The sequence below is a fragment of the Nonomuraea diastatica genome, assembly GCF_004349015.1.
Classification (GTDB): domain Bacteria; phylum Actinomycetota; class Actinomycetes; order Streptosporangiales; family Streptosporangiaceae; genus Nonomuraea; species Nonomuraea diastatica.
The window spans coordinates 1-18,018 of the sequence record NZ_SMKP01000207.1 but is presented as its reverse complement, the minus strand read 5'-3'; the positions used below and the strand labels follow the sequence as shown (position 1 = coordinate 18,018).

Here is an 18,018-nt window from a genome sequence, read left to right as displayed (position 1 = left end):
CCTTTTTTGTTGGTCAATGGGCGCCGAGGGTGGCCACCGCGACCACGAGGAGCATCGTGCCGGAGATCGCCGAGACGCGGCGCGCGGCCTTCGGGGTGCCGGCGAGTGCGCGGCCGGCGCGGGCTGCGGCAACGGCGATGAGTCCGTACAGGAGGCCGCAGTTCACGACGTGCAGCAGGCCGAGCACGGTGAGTTGGAAGCCCAGCGGAACGCCTGCCTCCGGGGTGATGAACTGGGGCATCAGCGACAGGTACAGCAGCAGGCCCTTCGGATTGAGCAGGGCCGTGAGCATGCTCTGCCGCATTACCGCCCCGATCGCCTGCGGGGCCTGTTCCGCAGTGGGGCCGGTGTGGTTCTTCCGCAGGACCATCAGAGTTCTGACCGCCAGGAAGACCAGATACGCCGCGCCGGCGTACCGCATCACGGGCAGGGCAGCCGGGACGGCGCGAAGTGCGGCAGCGAGGCCGATCGCGGCCAGCACGGTGTGCACGGCATAGCCGCAGCAGATGCCCGTGACCGCCGTCAGCCCGGTCGTGCGGCCCTGACCGAGCGAGCGGGCCATGATGTACAACATGTCGGGACCCGGGGTGAAGATCAGCAGCAGGTCCATGCCCAGGAAGAGCAGCAGCAGCCGGGTGTCCATGAGATTCCACCTCCTCGCGCGACGGTAGTCGAGAAGGCTTGGCACACGATGGTTGATTCGTGCCCGCAAGGGGGGTGCCGTGGCAGACTATTGCGGTGTGGACAGGATTGACCGCAGGATTCTCCAAGAGCTGCAGTCGGACGGGCGGCTCAGCAACACCGAGCTGGCTGACAGGGTTGGGCTCACGCCGTCGCCGTGCTTGCGCCGGGTGCGTCACCTGGAGGAGACAGGGGTCATCCGCGGATACCGGGCGCTGCTCGATGGAGGCGCCGTGGGGAGCGGGTTCCAGGCGTTCGTCACCGTGGTGATGAGATACGAGGATCAGGAGACGGTGGCGGAGTTCGAGCGGCAGGTGGCGGGGATGCCGGAGGTCGTGGAGGCGCACCGCCTGTTCGGCGACCCCGATTTCCTGCTGCGGGTGTCGGTGGCGGATCTGGCCGCCTACGAGAGCTTCTACACCGAGAGGCTCTCCGGGCTGCCGGGGGTGGCGCAGGTGACGTCGCATGTCGCGATGAAGACCGTGAAGCCGGATGCGGGGCTGTCGGTGACCGGTTGAGGTCCGTGGACCTCAAGCGACCGCGTGATCGCGAAGTGGGCCGGCGGCAGGAGGAGGACCGGACGCGGCCAGTGCCGCCACTCGTGGCTGGGGCTCCTGCACAACGCCCGTGGTCGTCTCGGCCAAGGGGCTCGCGATCGGGTGAGCTCGGCCGTGGTCGGCACGGCGCATACCAGGGAGCGGCCTCGGCCGCCTGCCGGCGGTTGAGCCGGGTCGTGGTCGTTGCGCCGATGGAGAAGGGACCCGTGCGCGATGGCACGGGTCCCTTCATCAGGGGTGCCTTCAGAGGGGTGCCTTGTGCGGGTTCTTGTGTGGTCTCTCCTGGCGCTCGCCGGCGGTCTCTCCGGGTGTTACTTGGGGAGGACCAGGAGGGCGTCGCCGATGCCGCGTTCCGAACCGTCAGAGGGCCGGTTGACGACCTTGTTGTCGACCACCATCGCCGTCGAGCCGCCCCCGTCCAGATTGATGGCCTGCTTGGCGCCGAGCCAGCGCATGAACTGGGCTGCCTCCACGAAGTTCGCGCCGACCGTCACTCCGGGCTGCCGGCCGTCGATGGTGGCCAGGATGAGGCTGCCGTTCCTGGTGGTGCCGAGGAGCGTGCGCGGGTGGCGGCGGAGGATCATGTTCATCGAGTCATGGCCGTCACGCTTGGCGGTGATCTTGACCTTGCCATTGCGGACCAGCCCGACGCCGCCCGCGATGACGTTCAGCTCGGGGGTCAGCTTGAGTGCCTTCTTGGCACGCAGATCGACGACCTTGGTGTCGATTTTCACCTTCCAGTCCTGCCAGGCATGCTCGTTGAGCCAGTCGGCTCCCACGCCGTTGCCGTGCAGCACCCGCATGCCCTTGATGATCTTGCCGCCGGAAGTGCGCAGGCCGACGACCCTGCCGTCGGCGTCGATCACGGCGTCGGCGCCGCCGGTGGGGGTCTTCGCGCCGTACTCCTCCGTGTAGAGGACCAGCTCGTCGCTGGCGGCGGCCCGGTTGACGCCGTCGACCTCGGCCTTCTCGCCGTCCTGCGAGATCGCGGTCACGGTCGTCTTCAGCTCGGTGATCTTGGCGGACCTGCCTCTGAGCACCACGGCCGACCGGCCGGGGATGGCCTCGCTCAGGAGCTTGCCGTTCACCACGGACGCGCCGACGGGCTCACCGCGCAGCGCCTTGGCGGTGTGGATGTTGAAGAAGCCGCCGTTGACGCCGACCAGCGCCTTGCCTGCCTTGGCCATCGACGAGACGGTTTCGCGCTTGGCCACGCTCTTGCCGAGCGAGGCCGCGTACGAGCCGCGGAAGGTCTTTCTGTCGACCATGACGACTTTGACGTCCCAGGGGCCGGTGGTCTTGAGGCCGTCGTCGCCGAGGTAGTCGACCTTGACCTTCAGGTCGGCCTTCTTGAGTTTCTTGGCGGCCTTCTCGGCCTTCTTCCTGTCCTTGAAGGACCAGAGGCCGACCCGCACCATGTACACGGTCTGCGAAGGGGCGTCGGCGACGCCGGGCCTGATCACCTTCTGCAGGCTGGGGGTTTCTCCGGCAGCCTCCACCTCGGCCGCTTTGGCCTCGGCGGTCGGGAGGGTCCCGTGGTCGCGGCCTGACGGCATCAGCACGGTCACCGTGTAACCGTCGGTCGACGTGCCCGCCTGCACGTCGTACAGGTCGATGCCCTGTGCCACGGTCGTCATCTTCTTGGTCGCCGCGGGCCGGGCGCCCAGCGGGAACTTGGCCGACGGGAACCTGACCGACGCCTGCTCGGCCGCGACGGACGCGACCGGCAGTGTGGTGAGGGTGAGTGCCGCGGCTATGGCCAGGCCGCCGGCGAGGGTGCGTCGAGACATGAATTCTCCAGAGGGCGGTAAAAGGACCGCACCATCCTGACGAGATCAAGGTCTCTAAGGGAGGCGAACACGCGAAAGAAGGGGAGAGGTTACGAGATTGACACCACCAGTGGATACAATTCGGATATGACACAAAGCGGCATGTGGTGGTGGCCCATAGACGGCCACTGATTCCCCATGTCCGGGCCGTCTCGGAGACGGCCCGGTTAACGTGCGGGTTCTCTCCGGGACGGCATTAATCCCCAAGGAGAGACACCATGAAAGACGTCGTGCTCACGGGTGACCGTCCGACCGGGCCGCTGCACCTGGGCCACTATTTCGGTTCGCTGGCCAATCGCGTCAAACTGCAGGACGTTCATCCCATGTACGTCCTGATCGCCGACTACCAGGTGATCACCGACCGCGACCTGCCGGGCCGGATCCAGCGGAACATCACCGAGCTGCTGCTCGACTACCTGGCCGTCGGGCTCGACCCGGCCAAGGTCACGATCTTCCGGCACAGCGCGATCCCCGAGCTGAACCAGTTGCTGCTGCCGTTCCTCAGCCTGGTGTCGGTGGCGGAGCTGCAGCGCAACCCCACGGTGAAGGACGAGATCGCGCACAGCTCCCAGCGCGCGGTCAGCGGTCTGATGTTCACCTATCCGGTGCACCAGGCGGCCGACATCCTGTTCTGCAAGGGCACGCTGGTGCCCGTCGGCAGGGACCAGCTGCCGCACGTGGAGATGACGCGGCTGGTGGCGCGCCGCTTCAACGAGCGGTACGGCGAGGTGTTCCCGCTGCCCGAGGCCATGATGGGGGAGCGCCCGCTGCTCAGAGGGCTCGACGGCGGCAAGATGAGCAAGAGCCGCGGCAACGCGATCACCCTGTCGGCCACCGAGGAGGAGACGGCCGCCCTCATCCGCAAGGCCCGCACCGACCCCGACCGGCTGATCACGTTCGACGAGACGCACCGCCCTGAGGTGGCCAATCTGCTCACGCTGGCGGCCCTCTGCCTGGGCCGGTCACCGCAGGACGTCGCGGAGGAGATCGGGTACGGCGGCGCCGCCGCGCTCAAACGTCTGGTGACGGAGGCGGTCAACGAGTTCCTGCGCCCGATCAGGAAGCGCAGGAAGGAGCACTCAGAGCAGGACGTGCGGCAGATCCTGGCCGAGGGCGACGAGCGGGCCCGCGAGCGGGCGGTCGTCACTCTCGACGAGGTGAAGGCCGCGATGGGGTTCTAGGGACGGCGAGTTCCGTGGTCACGGAGTCCAGCGGGCGGTGGTCGGCCGACGTCCGGTCTATGCGGGTTGCCGGGTCTGATAGACCTTCCGGAGCGTCTCATGCACGATCCACGTGGTCCTGGCTCCCTCGGCCAGCAGTCCGACGTCGCCGGGGCCGACCTCGATCGTGGTGCCGCCCTCGACGGCGATCGTGGCGCGGCCCGACAGCACGACGAAGATCTCGTCGGTCTCCACGTCCGTCACCACGCCGGGCGTGATCTCCCAGATGCCGCGGCCACCGCCGAGCTCCAGTGAGGAGGCGGCGGGTTCGCCCGCCACGATCTGGCCGGGGTCGAGCTCGTCCGCGGTCAGCTGTACGTCGTGGACGGGCACCGAGAAAGCCCCCGCGGTGGCCAGCATACGGCCGAGGTCGGCCAGATCGGGCAGCAATACATCAGACATATCGCCCATTCCAGCACATCGGCATGCTCACCGGTTTTCCCGGCGGAAGGACTCCAGGGCCAGCAGGGCCACATGGAGGGAAAGGCACGACTCGACGTCGTCGAGGTCGGTGTCCAGGATGCGTTCGAGGCGGCGCAGGCGGTCGTAGAAGGCGGGCCTGGACAGATGGGCCTTCTGCGCGGCGACCGCCTTGTTCCTGCCCGCGTCGAGATAGATGCGCAGGATGCGGGTGAGGTCGCCGCCCCGCTGCGCGTCGTGGGCCAGCAGCGGGCTCAGCTCCCGCTCGGCGAACGTCTGCAGCCTGGCGTCGTCGCGCAGCAGGTGGAGCAGGCCGCGCAGGCGCAGGTCGGGCAGCCGGTAGAAGGCCCGGCCGTCCGGCTGGCGGACCGCCACGTCGGCCACCTGCTCGGCTTCGAGAAAGCTGCGGCGTACGTCCCTGATGGACTCCACCAGCGAGCCCGCCGCCAGCACGAACGCCGAGCCGGACCGCCACAACGCGCGCAGCCGGTCGGCCAGCGCGGTCAGCGCCGGCTCGGCCTGGGCGCGCGGCGGCAGCGGCATCAGGACCCCGACGCGCTCCTGGTCGAGCGCCCCCACCAGGGCGGGCAGGCGCGCGTCGCGGCAGGCGGCGGCGGTCGCCTCGGCCAGCTCGCCGAGCTGCGCCTGGCCGTCCAGCGCCTGGTCCACCGGATCGGTCGGCCTGATGACGACGCTGACCAGCTTGCGCCCGGTGAGCGGCACTCCGACCGCGCGAGCGCGGGCGGCGGCCTCCTCGGGATCGGCGTAGGCGTGGGTGAGGATGCCGGTGATGATCGTGCCGTGCGCCTGGCGTTCGAGCGATTCCTGGTGGCGCTCCAGCAGGCGGCCCAGGGCGAGCGTGGTGGCGGCGCGCTCGGCCAGCACCATGTCGCGCGGGCTCGGCGAGGAGTCGCAGATCAGGATCAGCCGCCCCCAGTCCTGTCCGCGCGCGCCGACCGTGGTGACCAGCCATCCCGAGGCGGCGTCGTACGCGGTGCGTTCGGCCGGGGCCACCGCCCTGGACCTGGTCTCCCACCCCGCCAACAGGGTGCCCGCGTCGCGGCCGGCGGACTCGCAGGCCAGCACCTGGTGGGCGAGGTTCTCCAGCAGCACGGGCCGGCCGGACAGCCTGGCCACCTGGGCCAGCACCTCGGCGGGTGAGGCGCCTTCGACCGACAGCTCGGTGAAGACCTCGTGAAGTTGCTCGGAGGCTCGCAGCTCCTCCAGCTGGATGTCGATGATCCGGGCGTGCACGGACTCGGTGATCTGCACGAACGGCGTCTCGCGGGTCAGCACGACAAGCGGCAGGCCGTGCTCCTCGGCGGTCTTGACCACGGCGCGCGGCAGCTCGCGGACGAACTTGCGGCCCAGCTCCACGATCAGGCCCGAGGCGCCCACAGAGGAAAGCTCACCGATGTAGTCCGCGAGCTTCTCCGGGTCGTCGGGGAGCGCGACGCCCGTGGTGAGGACGAGCTCGCCGCCGCGCAGGAGATGGGCGATGTCGGCGATCTCGCCGACGTGCACCCACCGCACCTTGGTGTCGAGCCGGTCGGCGCCCGCGACCACGCGCGGGTTGCCCCGGCGCACGGTCTCCAAGGCGAGGACGTCGGCGATGGTGGGCAACACGGGGCAGAGCCTAGCTGATCAGCCTGTAAGAACGGGTAAAGGGCGATTTACACTGTGATCCCTTGTCATGGCATCAGGTCCTCCTCGCGGAACTCGTGGCGGGGCTGGCGTACCCGCAGCTCAACCCGCCGGATCTTGCCGGAGATGGTCTTCGGCAGCTCGTCGAACTCCAGCCGCCGCACCCGCTTGAACGGCGCCAGCTCCCGGCGGCAGTGCTCGAAGATCGCCCGCGCGGTTGCCCCGTCCGGTTCGTAGCCGGGCGCGAGCGTCACGTAGGCCTTCGGCACGGCGAGCCGTACCGGGTCGGGTGCGGGGACCACGGCGGCCTCCGCCACGGCGGCGTGCTCCAGCAGCACACTCTCCAGCTCGAACGGCGAGATGCGGTAGTCGGAGGCCTTGAAGACGTCGTCGGTCCGGCCGACGTAGGTGATGTAGCCGTCCTGGTCGCGGGTGGCGACGTCGCCGGTGTGGTAGAAGCCGCCGCGCATGGCTTCACTCGACCCACCGACATATCCGGACATGAGGCCTAGGGGGCGGCGGTCGTCCAGCGGCAGGCAGATCTCACCGTCGTCCCCCTGCTCGCCCGAGACCGGGTCGATGAGCACCACCGCGTAGCCAGGCAGCGGCCGCCCCATCGAGCCCGGCCTGACCGGGTCGTCCGGCGCGTTGCCGATCTGCGCGGTGGTCTCGGTCTGCCCGTAGCCGTCCCTGATCGTGATGCCCCACGCCTTGGCCACCTGGTCGATGATCTCCGGGTTGAGCGGCTCGCCGGCGGCCACGGCCGTGCGCAGCGGCAGCCGCCAGGCCGCGAGATCCTCCTGGATGAGCATCCGCCACACGGTCGGGGGCGCGCAGAACGTGGTGACCTGCTCGTCCCGCAGCACCTCCAGCAGGGCGCGGGCGGAGAACCGCTGGTAGTCGTGGATCAGCACGGTGGCACCGGCGTTCCAGGGGGCGAACACGTTGCTCCACGCGTGCTTCGCCCATCCCGGGGAGGACACGTTGAGGTGCACGTCGCCCGGCGCGAGGCCGATCCAGAACATGGTCGACAGGTGCCCGGCCGGATAGGAGGCGTGCGTGTGCTCGACCAGCTTCGGCTGCGAGGTCGTGCCGGAGGTGAAGTAGAGCAGGAGCGTGTCCTGTGCCCGGGTGGGCCCGTCGGGGACGTAACGCTCGGGCGCTTCGTACGCCTCGTGGTAGGACAGCCAGGTGTAAGCGTCGCCGACGGCGATCTTCGTGTATTCGCCGCCCGTGAACTTTCCCGCGTCGGCGGCGTTGGCGATCACGTGGGAGACCCCGCCGCGCTGGATGCGCTCCGTGATGTCCTTCGCGGTCAGCAGCGTGGTGGCGGGGATGATGACCGCGCCCAGCTTCATCGCCGCCAACAGCGACTCCCACAACTCGGCCTGGTTGCCCAGCATGAGCAGGATCCGGTCGCCCCGCCGCACGCCCTGCTGGTGCAGCCAGTTGGCGACCTGGTTGGACCGGGCGGACATCTCGGCGAAAGTGTAGGAGGCGCTGCTCGCGCCGACGATCTTCAGCGCGACGGCGCCGGGCGTCTCCGCGGCCAGCACCCCGTCGAACCAGTCGAGCGCCCAGTTGAACTCCGACGGCTCCGGCCAGCGGAAGTCGCGGCGTGCGGTGTCGGGGTCGGAGCCGAGAAGGAAGTCGCGGGCGGCGCGGAAATCGCTCATGTCTCGGATCCTGCTACGTCGCCAGCCGCCGCTCAAGGCCGTCGAGCATCGACACGAGCCCGAAGTCGAAACACATCTCCCGCATCGCCTGCGGGTCGTCGTGGGTGTCCATGTTGATGCGCTCCAGCAGGTCGGGGTGGCCGGCGGCGGCCCTGGCGACCGCTGCGCGCATCTCGTCGGCGTCGTATCCCCGCTCGCCCATCGCGGTGTTCCAGGCGATCTCGGGAATCGTCATGCCGAACACGTAGGCGGTCAGCGTGGCGTTGGCGAAGTCGATGTCCAGCCCGGTGAACCCGGCCGCCTTGAACATCTTGCGCGTGCGGTCCGCGACACCCATCGCGTGCGGGCCGAGCGCGGGCATGCTGCCGATGAGGTCGGCCGACCACGGGTGGCGCAGGATCACCTGGCGCATGCTGTGGGCCAGGGCCGAGGCCGAGTCGCGCCAGCCGACCCGGCCGGGATCGGGGACGGTCATCTCGGCCCACACCTCGTCGTAGGCCAGCTCCAGCAGCTCGTCCTTGTTGGCGACGTACCAGTAGAGGCTGGTTGCACCGGCGCTCAGCTTGGCGCCGAGCTTGCGCATGCTCAGCCCGCCGAGCCCTTGCTCGTCGAGCATCTCCACGGCGGCTCTGACGATCTCCTGGCGACTGCGGCCGGGGCCGGTGGCCTTGCGCGGCTCGCGGATCCATACGGAGGTGAACTGCTTGCCGGTCATGCGCCAAGAATAAAGGCACTCGCACGCCGTTCGAGATTGTCCTACAGTGTGCGAGTGTACTCGAACACTGTACGAGATCCGCGCCGGTGGTGGACTCTCGTCGTCCTGTGCCTTTCGCTTCTGGTGCTGACCGTGGACGGCACCGTGCTCAACCTGGCGATCCCGTCGCTGATCGAGGAGCTCGGCGCCACCTACTCCGACATCCAGTGGATTCTGGACGCCTACGTGCTCGTCTTCGCCGGCCTCCTGCTGACCGCGGGCAGCCTGTCCGACCGCTACGGGCGCAGGAGGTTCCTCGTCATCGGCCTGGCCCTCTTCGGCGGGGCGTCGCTGCTCGCGGTGCTGGCCAGCGAGCCGTGGCAGGTGATCGGCGCGCGGGCGCTGATGGGCGTCGGCGGATCGATCCTGATGCCCTCGACGCTGTCCATCCTCATGACCGTCTTCGCGGAGGACGAGCGGCGCAAGGCCATGGCCATCTGGGGCAGCGTCGCCATGCTCGGCGTGATCGCGGGGCCGACGCTGGGCGGCTTCATGCTGGAGCACTACTGGTGGGGCTCGGTCTTCCTGCTGAACATCCCGGTCGCGGCGGTGGCCATCATCGCCGCCTACGTCCTGATGCCGGAGACCCGCAGCGGCGGGCGGAAGATCGACCCGGTCGGCGTGGCGCTGTCGATCGTCGGCCTGACCGCGGGCGTCTACGTCATCATCGAACGTGAGTGGAACCCGCTGATCATCGCCCTCGCCGTGATCGCCCTGGTCGCCTTCGTGCTCTGGGAGCGCCGCTCCGAGCACCCGATGTTGCCGCTGGCGCTGTTCGGGAACCGTAACTTCGGCGGCGCCTCCTTCTCGATCCTGCTCATGTCGTTCGGCGCCGGCGCCGTCATGCTGATGCTGACGCAGTACCTGCAGTTCGTGCTGGGCTACGGCGAACTGCAGGCCGGCCTCGCCATGCTGCCGCAGGCCGCCGCCGCGGTGCTGTTCAACGGGATCGGCGCGGGGCTCGGGAAGAGGGTGAGCAACCGGATGCTGGTCTCCGCCGGTCTGCTCGTCATGTCCGCCGGCTTCATGGTGATGGCGAGCACCACCGGCTACCTGCCGCTGATGTGCGCCCTCGTGCTGATGGGCGCGGGTGGGGGGCTGGCCGGGCCGTCGGCGTACGCGTCGCTGATGGGGGCGATCCCGCTGGAGCACGCCGGTGTCGGCTCGGCGCTCAACGACACCGTCCAGCAGGTGGGCCTCGCCCTGAGCATCGCTGTCCTGGGCAGCGTGCTGGCCGGGGTGTTCACCTCGTCCATGCCCGACGACGTGCCCGCGACGGCTCAGGAGTCGATCGGTGAGGCGTTCAGGCTCGGCATGGTGGAGCCCGCCAGGGAGGCGTTCACCACCGCGATGCACGTCGGGTCGTGGGTGGGGGCCGGGTTCACCCTGGCTGCCGCGCTGCTCGCGTTCACGGTGCTGCGGCCTGCCCCCGCCCCGGCCCCCGACTCTGCCGCCGAGGCGCGCGAGCCCGCCGCCGAAGGGGTCTAGCGGACACGGGGCTCCCTCATGCTTTCGAGGCTGTCGAGCTTGTGGGTGCGCTCGTCGTGGCCGATCTGCCTGAGCAGGTCGGCCACCGAGTGGTGGCGGCCGTACTCGGCGGCGTACGTGCCGGGGTCGGGCACGAGGTCCAGATCCGGGTTCTCGGCCACGTACGTCATGTACTCGTGCTCGGCGTGGTCCTCGAACTCCGCGTTCAGCCGGTAGCTCCAGTCGGGCCTGACCAGGAACAACATCCAGGACACGTGGTAGTAGAAGAACGCGATCAGCCACGGCGCGGCCTTGTGGAGCAGCCACGTCTGCCGCTGACCGGTGCGTTGCACGAGGTCCTGCATGATCAGCAGGTGCCACTGCTCGTTGTCCTGGTCGGCCCTGGCCTCCACGATCCGCTCGAAGACACGCCTGGCCAGCGCCGAGCGGCCCGCGTAGTGGTGCACGGCCCAGTAGCCCATCCGTTCCCACGCTTGGTACGGCACGCGGGCGATGATCTCCAGCATGGCGAACTTCGTGTACGAGCCCTTCTTGCCGTACATGATGTCGACCGGCTTGAACATCATCCTGGCCAGCAGGCTGTAGTCCATGCGCGGCGTGGCCATCGTCTCCTGCTGGGCGCGGCGCAACTGCTCGCGGTCGAGCTTGGGCGGGCCGGAGGGGGCTTCGGGGCGGCGGTCGACGGTGACGGTCATCTCGGTTTCTCCTTCGTGTTCCGGATGATCCGATCGTGGGTGAACGGGGTGGTTCCTGGCGTCGCCCGCCAGTGGTCATTCATGGTGCCGCCGGTGGCGTAGCCGACCGGCACCGCGTACACCTCCAGACGCACGGGTGATCCCCTAGGGGAGTCGTTACAACGTGTAACCCGATTTTCTCCTACTCCGACACTCTGGAGATAGGAGGATGGGGGCGAAAAAGGAATACTCGGGAGCATGTCGGAGCTTCTCGCGCGCCATCGGGCAGTGATGCCTGCCTGGCTGGCGCTTAACTACACCGAGCCCATCGAGATCGTCAGCGGCAAGGGCAACCGCGTCATCGACGGCGAGGGCAAGAGCTATCTCGACTTCTTCGCCGGCATCCTGACCAACATGATCGGGTATGACGTGCCCGAAGTGCGCGAAGCCGTCGAACGCCAGCTCGCCACGGGTGTGGTGCACACCAGCACCGCCTACCTGCTGCGCGGCCAGGTCGAGCTGGCCGAGAAGATCGCGCGGCTCTCCGGAATCCCCGACGCCAAGGTCTTCTTCACCAACTCCGGCACCGAGGCGAACGAGACCGCCCTGCTGCTGGCCACGTACGCGCGCAAGAGCGACCAGGTGTTCGCGATGCGGCAGAGCTATCACGGGCGCAGCTTCGGCGCGATCAGCGTCACCGCCAACCGGGCGTGGAAGAACAACTCGCTCTCCCCGCTCAACGTGCACTTCCTGCACGGCACCGACCGGCACCTCACCCAGTTCACGGGGTTGTCGGACGCCGACTACGTCAAGGCGTGCGTGGACGACCTGCGCCACGTGCTGGCGACCTCCGTCTCCAACGACGTGGCCGCGCTGATCGCCGAGCCGATCCAGGGCGTGGGCGGGTTCACGATGGCCCCTGACGGGCTGCTCGCCGCGTACAAGGAGGTGCTCGACGAACAGGGCATCCTGTTCATCTCCGACGAGGTGCAGACCGGGTGGGGCCGCACCGGCAGCGCGTTCTTCGGCATCCAGAACCACGGCGTCACCCCCGACATGCTCACGTTCGCCAAGGGGCTGGGCAACGGCTTCGCCGTCGGCGGCGTCGTGGCGCGCGGCGACCTGATGGACGCCCCGCACGCGGTGGGCCTGTCGACGTTCGGCGGCAACCCGATCTCCATGGCCGCCGCCAACGCCACCCTCGACTTCGTGCTCGACCACGACCTGCAGGCCAACGCGGCGCGTACCGGCGCCATCATCATCAACGGGCTCAAGGAGGCGGCCGAGCGGCTGCCCGTGGTCAAGGAGGTGCGGGGCAAGGGCCTGATGTTCGCCGTCGAACTCGAGAGCCCCGCGCAGGCGTCGCGCTTCATGGAGGAGACCAAGAAAGCGGGCCTGCTGGCGGGCAAGGGTGGCCTGTACGGCAACGCCATCCGCATGGCACCGCCCCTCACCCTCACGGTGGACGAGGCCGTCGAAGGGCTCGGCATCATCGTCACCGCACTGGAAACCATCAACGCAGAGGCAGCAGCTCAGTGAAGTCGGTCAAGCACTGGATCAACGGAGCGTTCGCGGACGGCGAAGACCGTACCGCCGAGCTCTTCGACCCCGCCACCGGCGAGGTCAGCGGGCACGTGGCGCTGGCGTCGGCGGCCGACGTGGACGCGGCCGTGGCGGCCGCGACGGCCGCGTTCCCCGCCTGGCGGGACGCGTCGCTGATGAAGCGGTCGCAGGTGTTGTTCCGCTTCCGTGAGCTCATGTACGCCCACCGCGACGAGCTTGCGGCGCTGATCTCGTCCGAGCACGGCAAGGTGCACTCCGACGCGCTCGGCGAGGTGTCCAGGGGGCTGGAGGTCGTGGAGTTCGCCTGCGGCATCCCGCACCTGCTCAAGGGAGGCTTCTCCGAGGGCGTCTCGACCCGGGTCGACTCCTACTCCATCCGCCAGCCGCTGGGCGTGGTGGCCGGGATCACGCCGTTCAACTTCCCCGCCATGGTGCCGATGTGGATGCACCCGGTCGCGATCGCCTGCGGGAACACGTTCGTGCTCAAGCCGTCGGAGAAGGACCCCTCGGCGTCACTGCTGATGGCCAGGCTCTGGCAGGAGGCGGGGCTGCCCGACGGCGCGTTCAACGTCGTGCAGGGCGACAAGGTGGCCGTGGACCGGCTGCTGGAGCACCCCGGCGTGCGCGGGCTCTCCTTCGTCGGCTCCACTCCGATCGCGCGCTATGTCTACGAGACGGGCACCGCGCACGGCAAGCGGGTGCAGGCGCTCGGCGGCGCCAAGAACCACATGCTCGTGCTCCCCGACGCCGACCTCGACCTGGTGGCCGACTCGGCGGTGTCGGCCGGGTTCGGCTCGGCGGGGGAACGCTGCATGGCGATCTCGGTCGTGCTGGCGGTCGACCCGGTCGGCGACGAGCTGGTCGAGAAGATCGTCGAACGGGTCGGCCGGTTGGTGATCGGCCCAGGCGAGGACCCGAAGTCGCAGATGGGGCCGCTGGTCACGGAGGCGCACCGCGACAGGGTCGCCTCCTATCTCGACCTGGGCGTCGAGGAGGGCGCCAAGCTGGTCGTCGACGGCCGCGAGACGGCGGTGCTCGGCGGCGGCAAGGCCGTCGAGACGCCCGGCTTCTGGCTCGGCCCAACGGTGCTCGACCACGTCCCTCCGGGCTCGCGTACGCACACCGACGAGATCTTCGGCCCGGTGTTGTCGATCGTGCGCGTCGGCTCGTACGAGGAGGGCCTGGAGCTGATCAACGGCGGCGAGTACGGCAACGGCACCGCGATCTTCACCAACGACGGCGGCGCCGCCCGGCGTTTCCAGAACGAGGTCGAGGTCGGCATGGTCGGCATCAACGTGCCCATCCCGGTGCCGATGGCCTTCTACAGCTTCGGCGGCTGGAAGTCCTCGCTGTTCGGCGACACGCACGTGCACGGCACCGAGGGCGTGCACTTCTACACCCGCGGCAAGGTCGTCACGTCCCGCTGGCTCGACCCTTCGCACGGCGGCGTGAACCTGGGCTTTCCCACGAACGGGTAACCCGCGATGCCGGACGGGAGAGATGCGCGTCCCTCCCGTCCCGCTCCCCGGTAAGCTCCCAGCAGACGGACAAGGGGGGACATCGTGGATCGTCGTCGCACTTATGCCCTGGCGATCGCCGCATCGGCGCTGGTCGTCGGCGTGGGAGCGGCGCGGCCCACACCGGCGCCGAGCCCTTCGCCGAGCCCCACCAGCAGCCCGACGGCGACGCAGAGCGACGGCACGCTGCAGATCCTCACCTACCGGGGCTACGCCGAGTACGGCGGCACCAGCCCCAAGGTCAACTGGACGGGCGCGTTCGAGAAGGAGACCGGCTGCCGGATCGCGAAGCTCGACACCGTGCAGACCTCCGAGGAGATGGCCGAGAAGGTCACCCAGCGGCCCTACGACGTGATCTCCGCCGGGCCGGTGCTGGCGGCCGACCTGATCGCGAAGAAGCAGGTGCAGGCCATCGATCCGGCCAAGGTCGCCGGCTACGACGACATCGACGAGCGCTTCCGCGACATGTCCACCGTGTCGGGCAAGGTCTACGGCGTGCCCTACCTGTGGGGTTACCACGAGTTCATCTACGACTCGGGCCGGGTTGAGGGCGGCGACCTCCGGCAGGTGTTCGACTCCGAGCGGGTCGCGCTCAGGGACACCCCGCTGACGATCGCCGACGCGGCCATGGCGGGCGGCTCGGCGGATGAGCCGTACGAGCTGACCGAGAAGCAGCTCGACGAGACGATGACGATGCTGGAACGCAACAAGGACCGCGTCTACTGGCGTAACCCGATCGACCTGGTCAAGGGGTTCGCCACCGGGTCGCTCGACTATGCCCAGGCCACACCCTACTACCGGATGTTGCTGCAGAAGGCGGGAAAGCCGATCGAGGCCGTGCGCACCCGCGAGACCACCGGATGGGTCGACTCCTGGATGCTCGGCGCGAACGTGCCCGACACCACCTGCGCCTACCGGTGGCTCAACTGGGTGACCGCGCCCGACGCGCAGCGCGACGCCGCGGCGTGGGTGGGGCTGGCTCCGGCCAACGACAAGGCGTGCAAGGGGCGGGCCAGGCAGATGTGCGAGGCGTACGGCGTCGGCGAGGACAAGAAGCTGGACCATGTGGTCTTCGCGGTACGGCCGCCCGCTTGCGGGGAATGTACTGACTATGACGCCTGGACCGAACGGTGGCGCGAGCTCGCCGAGTGAGAAGCGGAGGCGCCGGATCTGACGTGATGTGCCGCGGGCGCGCCCCCTCCCCCCGCTGGGCGTGACCTGCAGAGACGCCCTGGGCCTTCCCCCCTGTCCCGGGGCGTCTCGCTGCCGGGGGCTGTTCAGCGGGGCGGACTGTTCAGCGGGACGGGAAGGCCACGACGGTGGCCGCGGGAGCGGGCAGGAGCGCTTCGGCGCAGTCGCCGCAGGCCAGGACCGGAGCGTCGTCGGGCAGCCGGCCGACCCTCACGCGCGGTCGTGGCCAGCGTTTGTGGCAGACGACGCAGGCGTCGCCGTCACGCTGGGCCCAGGTCAGCCCCTCAGGGTCGAACGTCACCATGCTCCGCGCCGCCGTTTTGGTGGAACCCCAGTTCATCATGCTTCCCGCAGCCATCGCCCATCCGTATACCGGAACCGTTATAACCCTGACCGTGGCTGTGATCGTCTAGCAGAGCGTCAAGTCAGGGTGAATTCTCTACCCAGTAGGGGGCTGTTACACCAACAAAATCGGGCATCCAGCCGCAAGCCGGGTGCCCGATTCGGATGGGTTTGTTCTAGAGTTCGGCGATCGCCTTCTCCAGGATGCCGAGCCCTTCCTCGAGCAGGTGCTCGGGAATGACCAGTGGCGGCAGGAAGCGCAGCACGTTGCCGTAGGTGCCCGCCGTGAGCACCAGCAGGCCCTCGGCGTGGCAGCGCCGGACGATCTCCTGGACGGCGGCCGGGTTCGGCTCCTTGGTGCCCGGCTCGACCAGCTCGATGGCGATCATCGCGCCTCGTCCGCGCACGTCGCCGATCACGTCGAAGCGCTCCTGGAGCGCCCTGAGCCGGGGCAGCATGACGTCGCCGATGCGGCGAGCCCTGGCGACCAGATCCTCCTCCTCGATGGTCTCCAGGACGCCCAGGGCGGCCTCGCAGGCGAGGGGGTTGCCGCCGTACGTGCCGCCGAGACCGCCGGCGTGCACCTTGTCCATGATCTCCGCGCGCCCGGTCACGCCCGCCAGCGGCAGGCCGCCCGCGATGCCCTTGGCGGTGGTGATGATGTCGGGCACGATGCCCTCGTCCTCGCAGGCGAACAGCGTGCCGGTGCGCGCGAACCCGGTCTGCACCTCGTCGGCCACGAGCAGGATGCCGTTGGCCTTGCAGAACTCCGCGATCCTCGGCAGGAAACCCCTGGCAGGAACGATGAAGCCGCCCTCGCCCGCGATCGGCTCGATCACCACGGCGGCCACGTTGCCCGGGCCGACCTGCTTGGTGATCATGTCGATGGCCTGCTCGGCGGCCTCCTCGGCGCAGTTGTCCGGTCCGGACGGCCAGCGGAACGGGTACGCCAGCGGCACACGGTAGACCTCCGGCGCGAACGGGCCGAATCCCTCCTTGTACGGCATGTTCTTGGCCGTCAGCGTCATCGTGAGCAGCGTGCGGCCGTGGTAGCCATGGTCGAACACCACGACGGCCGGTCTGCCGGTGGCGTGCCGGGCGATCTTGACGGCGTTCTCCACGGCCTCGGCGCCCGAGCTCACCAGCACGGTGCGCTTGTCGTGGTCGCCGGGGGTCAGCTCGTTGAGCTTCTCGCACACCCGCACGTACGACTCGTACGGGGTGACCATGAAACAGGTGTGGGTGAAGTCGGCGACCTGTCGCTGGACACGTTCGACGACCTTGGGCGCGGCGTTGCCCACGCTCGTCACGGCGATACCGGAGCCGAAGTCGATCAGCGAGTTCCCGTCGGCGTCCTGGAGCACGCCGCCGCCCGCGCGGGTGACGAAGACCGGCAGCGTCGTGCCGATGCCGGGTGGGACGGCGGCCTGCTTGCGGGCCAGCAACTCCTGCGACTTGGGGCCTGGGATCGCGGTCACGACGCGTCGCTCCTGGGGAATGCTCATGCCCCGACGCTACGGCGGCCTCTCACCTGCGCCGATATGTCGATATGTCAAACTGAAGGCGGTCGTATTCGCCAGAATGGACAAAACCCACATGCCTCCTTCACTGCGGACCGTGGTGCGCCGCATGCACCTCCGGCCACTCGCCGGCACCACCGCCCGCCCATCCTCTGCGCTGTTGTCTTCCGACCGTCCGCCCTCCGACCGTCCGCCCTCCGACCGTCCGCCCTCCGACCGTCCGGCGGCGGACGCGCCCGGTGGTCAGGACCACCGGCCGCCGCAGGGTCGTCGAGGCGACCGGCCCGAGCGGGGTCATCCGGTTGACCGGTGCGCGCAGGGTGGTCCGGGTGACGGGTCCGGGCAGGGTGGCCCGGGTGATCGGTCCGTGCCGGGGGCTCCGGTGGGCGAGCGGTCCGGCGCGGGTGCGCTGGACGTGCCGGTGCGGTGGGTGGCGGTCAGTGAGCTTGCGGACCCGACTCCGTACTTGGAGGGTGGGGAACTGCTGCTCACGACGGGGATGCGGATGGCAGGCGACCTATCCGGATATGTCGCCCGACTGGTCGCTCGCGGCGTGGCCGGCCTCGGCTTCGGCGTCGGGGTCTCGCACGAGGAGGTGCCCGCCGCCCTGATCGCCGCCGCGGAGGAGCACGGGCTGCCCCTGCTGGAGGTGCCGCGCGAGACCCCGTTCATCGCCATCGGCAAGGCCGTCAGCGAGCTGCTGGCCGCCGAGCAGTACGAGGAGATCACCCGCGCCTTCGACGCCCAGGGACGGCTCACGCGGGCCGCGCTGCAACCGGAGGGCATGTACGCGGTCATCGACCGGCTCGCCAAGGAGGTCGGCGGCTGGGCCGCGCTGCTGGACGAGTCGGGCGAGGTACGTCATGCCACGCGCGGTGCCAGGACGGGCGCGGTGACCGACGAGCTCGGCCGCCTCCGGGGCACCCGGCCTCAGAACCCGCC

Annotated in this window: 17 protein-coding genes; 7 read left to right on the top strand and 10 right to left on the bottom strand. The window is 69.3% G+C overall.

Annotated features, from left to right (window positions below; all coding sequences use genetic code 11):
* Positions 1 to 13: 13 nt before the first annotated feature.
* Positions 14 to 643: a LysE family translocator gene (locus tag E1294_RS44240; RefSeq protein ID WP_132517491.1), complete on the bottom strand. Its 630-nt coding sequence runs from the start codon at positions 641 to 643 to the stop codon at positions 14 to 16.
* Positions 644 to 740: 97 nt separating this feature from the next.
* Between E1294_RS44240 and E1294_RS44235 the strand changes: the two genes are divergently transcribed.
* Positions 741 to 1,199: an Lrp/AsnC family transcriptional regulator gene (locus E1294_RS44235; RefSeq protein WP_132517489.1), complete on the top strand. Its 459-nt coding sequence runs from the start codon at positions 741 to 743 to the stop codon at positions 1,197 to 1,199.
* A gap of 350 nt (positions 1,200 to 1,549) precedes the next feature.
* On the opposite strand, the gene E1294_RS44230 is transcribed toward E1294_RS44235, so the two are convergent.
* Positions 1,550 to 3,028 (bottom strand): phosphodiester glycosidase family protein, encoded by a 1,479-nt coding sequence (locus E1294_RS44230; protein WP_132517487.1) that lies wholly within the window; start codon positions 3,026 to 3,028, stop codon positions 1,550 to 1,552.
* 257 nt (positions 3,029 to 3,285) lie between these two features.
* On the opposite strand from E1294_RS44230, the gene trpS reads away from it, so the two are divergent.
* A complete protein-coding gene (trpS, locus tag E1294_RS44225) occupies positions 3,286 to 4,248 on the top strand; it encodes a tryptophan--tRNA ligase (protein ID WP_132517485.1) in 963 nt (320 codons plus the stop codon).
* 57 nt (positions 4,249 to 4,305) lie between these two features.
* On the opposite strand, the gene E1294_RS44220 is transcribed toward trpS, so the two are convergent.
* From E1294_RS44220 to E1294_RS44205, 4 genes are all read right to left on the bottom strand, one after another.
* Entirely contained in the window at positions 4,306 to 4,689 is a 384-nt protein-coding gene (locus E1294_RS44220) for a cupin domain-containing protein (RefSeq protein WP_132517483.1), read from the bottom strand.
* A 27-nt stretch (positions 4,690 to 4,716) separates the two neighbouring features.
* Positions 4,717 to 6,333: a PucR family transcriptional regulator gene (locus E1294_RS44215; protein ID WP_132517481.1), complete on the bottom strand. Its 1,617-nt coding sequence runs from the start codon at positions 6,331 to 6,333 to the stop codon at positions 4,717 to 4,719.
* Positions 6,334 to 6,398: 65 nt separating this feature from the next.
* The gene (locus E1294_RS44210) at positions 6,399 to 8,027 is read right to left on the bottom strand and encodes an AMP-binding protein (protein ID WP_132517479.1); all 1,629 of its coding nucleotides are present in this window, start codon (positions 8,025 to 8,027) and stop codon (positions 6,399 to 6,401) included.
* Positions 8,028 to 8,040: 13 nt separating this feature from the next.
* On the bottom strand, positions 8,041 to 8,742 hold the full coding sequence (locus tag E1294_RS44205; protein ID WP_132517477.1) for a TetR/AcrR family transcriptional regulator: 702 nt from the start codon (positions 8,740 to 8,742) through the stop codon (positions 8,041 to 8,043).
* A gap of 54 nt (positions 8,743 to 8,796) precedes the next feature.
* Between E1294_RS44205 and E1294_RS44200 the strand changes: the two genes are divergently transcribed.
* Positions 8,797 to 10,269, top strand: coding sequence for an MFS transporter (locus E1294_RS44200; RefSeq protein WP_132517475.1), 1,473 nt, complete (start codon positions 8,797 to 8,799; stop codon positions 10,267 to 10,269).
* On the opposite strand, the gene E1294_RS44195 is transcribed toward E1294_RS44200, so the two are convergent.
* Together E1294_RS44195 and E1294_RS53585 are read right to left on the bottom strand one after the other, a co-directional pair.
* Positions 10,266 to 10,964 carry an alternative oxidase gene (locus E1294_RS44195; RefSeq protein ID WP_132517473.1) on the bottom strand — a complete coding sequence of 233 codons (699 nt, stop codon included), beginning with the start codon at positions 10,962 to 10,964 and terminating at the stop codon, positions 10,266 to 10,268. The genes E1294_RS44200 and E1294_RS44195 overlap by 4 nt on opposite strands.
* The gene (locus tag E1294_RS53585) at positions 10,961 to 11,098 is read right to left on the bottom strand and encodes a hypothetical protein (protein WP_165977820.1); all 138 of its coding nucleotides are present in this window, start codon (positions 11,096 to 11,098) and stop codon (positions 10,961 to 10,963) included. Before E1294_RS53585 ends, E1294_RS44195 begins: the two co-directional genes overlap by 4 nt.
* A gap of 103 nt (positions 11,099 to 11,201) precedes the next feature.
* Here E1294_RS53585 and E1294_RS44190 point away from each other — a divergent pair, with 103 nt between their 5' ends.
* From E1294_RS44190 to E1294_RS44180, 3 genes are all read left to right on the top strand, one after another.
* Positions 11,202 to 12,482 carry an aspartate aminotransferase family protein gene (locus tag E1294_RS44190; RefSeq protein WP_132517471.1) on the top strand — a complete coding sequence of 427 codons (1,281 nt, stop codon included), beginning with the start codon at positions 11,202 to 11,204 and terminating at the stop codon, positions 12,480 to 12,482.
* A complete protein-coding gene (locus tag E1294_RS44185) occupies positions 12,479 to 13,984 on the top strand; it encodes a CoA-acylating methylmalonate-semialdehyde dehydrogenase (RefSeq protein WP_132517469.1) in 1,506 nt (501 codons plus the stop codon). Before E1294_RS44190 ends, E1294_RS44185 begins: the two co-directional genes overlap by 4 nt.
* Positions 13,985 to 14,068: 84 nt before the next feature.
* Complete coding sequence (locus tag E1294_RS44180; RefSeq protein WP_165977819.1) at positions 14,069 to 15,175, top strand: extracellular solute-binding protein; 1,107 nt, start codon at positions 14,069 to 14,071, stop codon at positions 15,173 to 15,175.
* Between the two features lie 142 nt (positions 15,176 to 15,317).
* Here the strand turns inward: E1294_RS44180 and E1294_RS44175 are convergent, their stop codons facing one another.
* Both E1294_RS44175 and gabT read right to left on the bottom strand, forming a co-directional pair.
* Positions 15,318 to 15,572: a hypothetical protein gene (locus E1294_RS44175; RefSeq protein ID WP_425465264.1), complete on the bottom strand. Its 255-nt coding sequence runs from the start codon at positions 15,570 to 15,572 to the stop codon at positions 15,318 to 15,320.
* 160 nt (positions 15,573 to 15,732) lie between these two features.
* On the bottom strand, positions 15,733 to 17,061 hold the full coding sequence (gabT, locus tag E1294_RS44170; protein ID WP_132517465.1) for a 4-aminobutyrate--2-oxoglutarate transaminase: 1,329 nt from the start codon (positions 17,059 to 17,061) through the stop codon (positions 15,733 to 15,735).
* Positions 17,062 to 17,443: 382 nt separating this feature from the next.
* Between gabT and E1294_RS44165 the strand changes: the two genes are divergently transcribed.
* Positions 17,444 to 18,018 (top strand): PucR family transcriptional regulator ligand-binding domain-containing protein (locus E1294_RS44165; RefSeq protein ID WP_181958650.1); only part of this gene is annotated, 575 nt, incomplete at its 3' end.

Coding starts and splice junctions, on each gene's coding strand:
- E1294_RS44240 (WP_132517491.1), bottom strand. CDS start 643: ATGGACACCCGGCTGCTGCTGCTCTTCCTGGGCATGGACCTGCTGCTG.
- E1294_RS44230 (WP_132517487.1), bottom strand. CDS start 3,028: ATGTCTCGACGCACCCTCGCCGGCGGCCTGGCCATAGCCGCGGCACTC.
- trpS (WP_132517485.1), top strand. CDS start 3,286: ATGAAAGACGTCGTGCTCACGGGTGACCGTCCGACCGGGCCGCTGCAC.
- E1294_RS44220 (WP_132517483.1), bottom strand. CDS start 4,689: ATGTCTGATGTATTGCTGCCCGATCTGGCCGACCTCGGCCGTATGCTG.
- E1294_RS44210 (WP_132517479.1), bottom strand. CDS start 8,027: ATGAGCGATTTCCGCGCCGCCCGCGACTTCCTTCTCGGCTCCGACCCC.
- E1294_RS44205 (WP_132517477.1), bottom strand. CDS start 8,742: ATGACCGGCAAGCAGTTCACCTCCGTATGGATCCGCGAGCCGCGCAAG.
- E1294_RS44195 (WP_132517473.1), bottom strand. CDS start 10,964: ATGACCGTCACCGTCGACCGCCGCCCCGAAGCCCCCTCCGGCCCGCCC.
- E1294_RS44190 (WP_132517471.1), top strand. CDS start 11,202: ATGTCGGAGCTTCTCGCGCGCCATCGGGCAGTGATGCCTGCCTGGCTG.
- E1294_RS44175 (WP_425465264.1), bottom strand. CDS start 15,572: ATGGCTGCGGGAAGCATGATGAACTGGGGTTCCACCAAAACGGCGGCG.
- gabT (WP_132517465.1), bottom strand. CDS start 17,061: ATGAGCATTCCCCAGGAGCGACGCGTCGTGACCGCGATCCCAGGCCCC.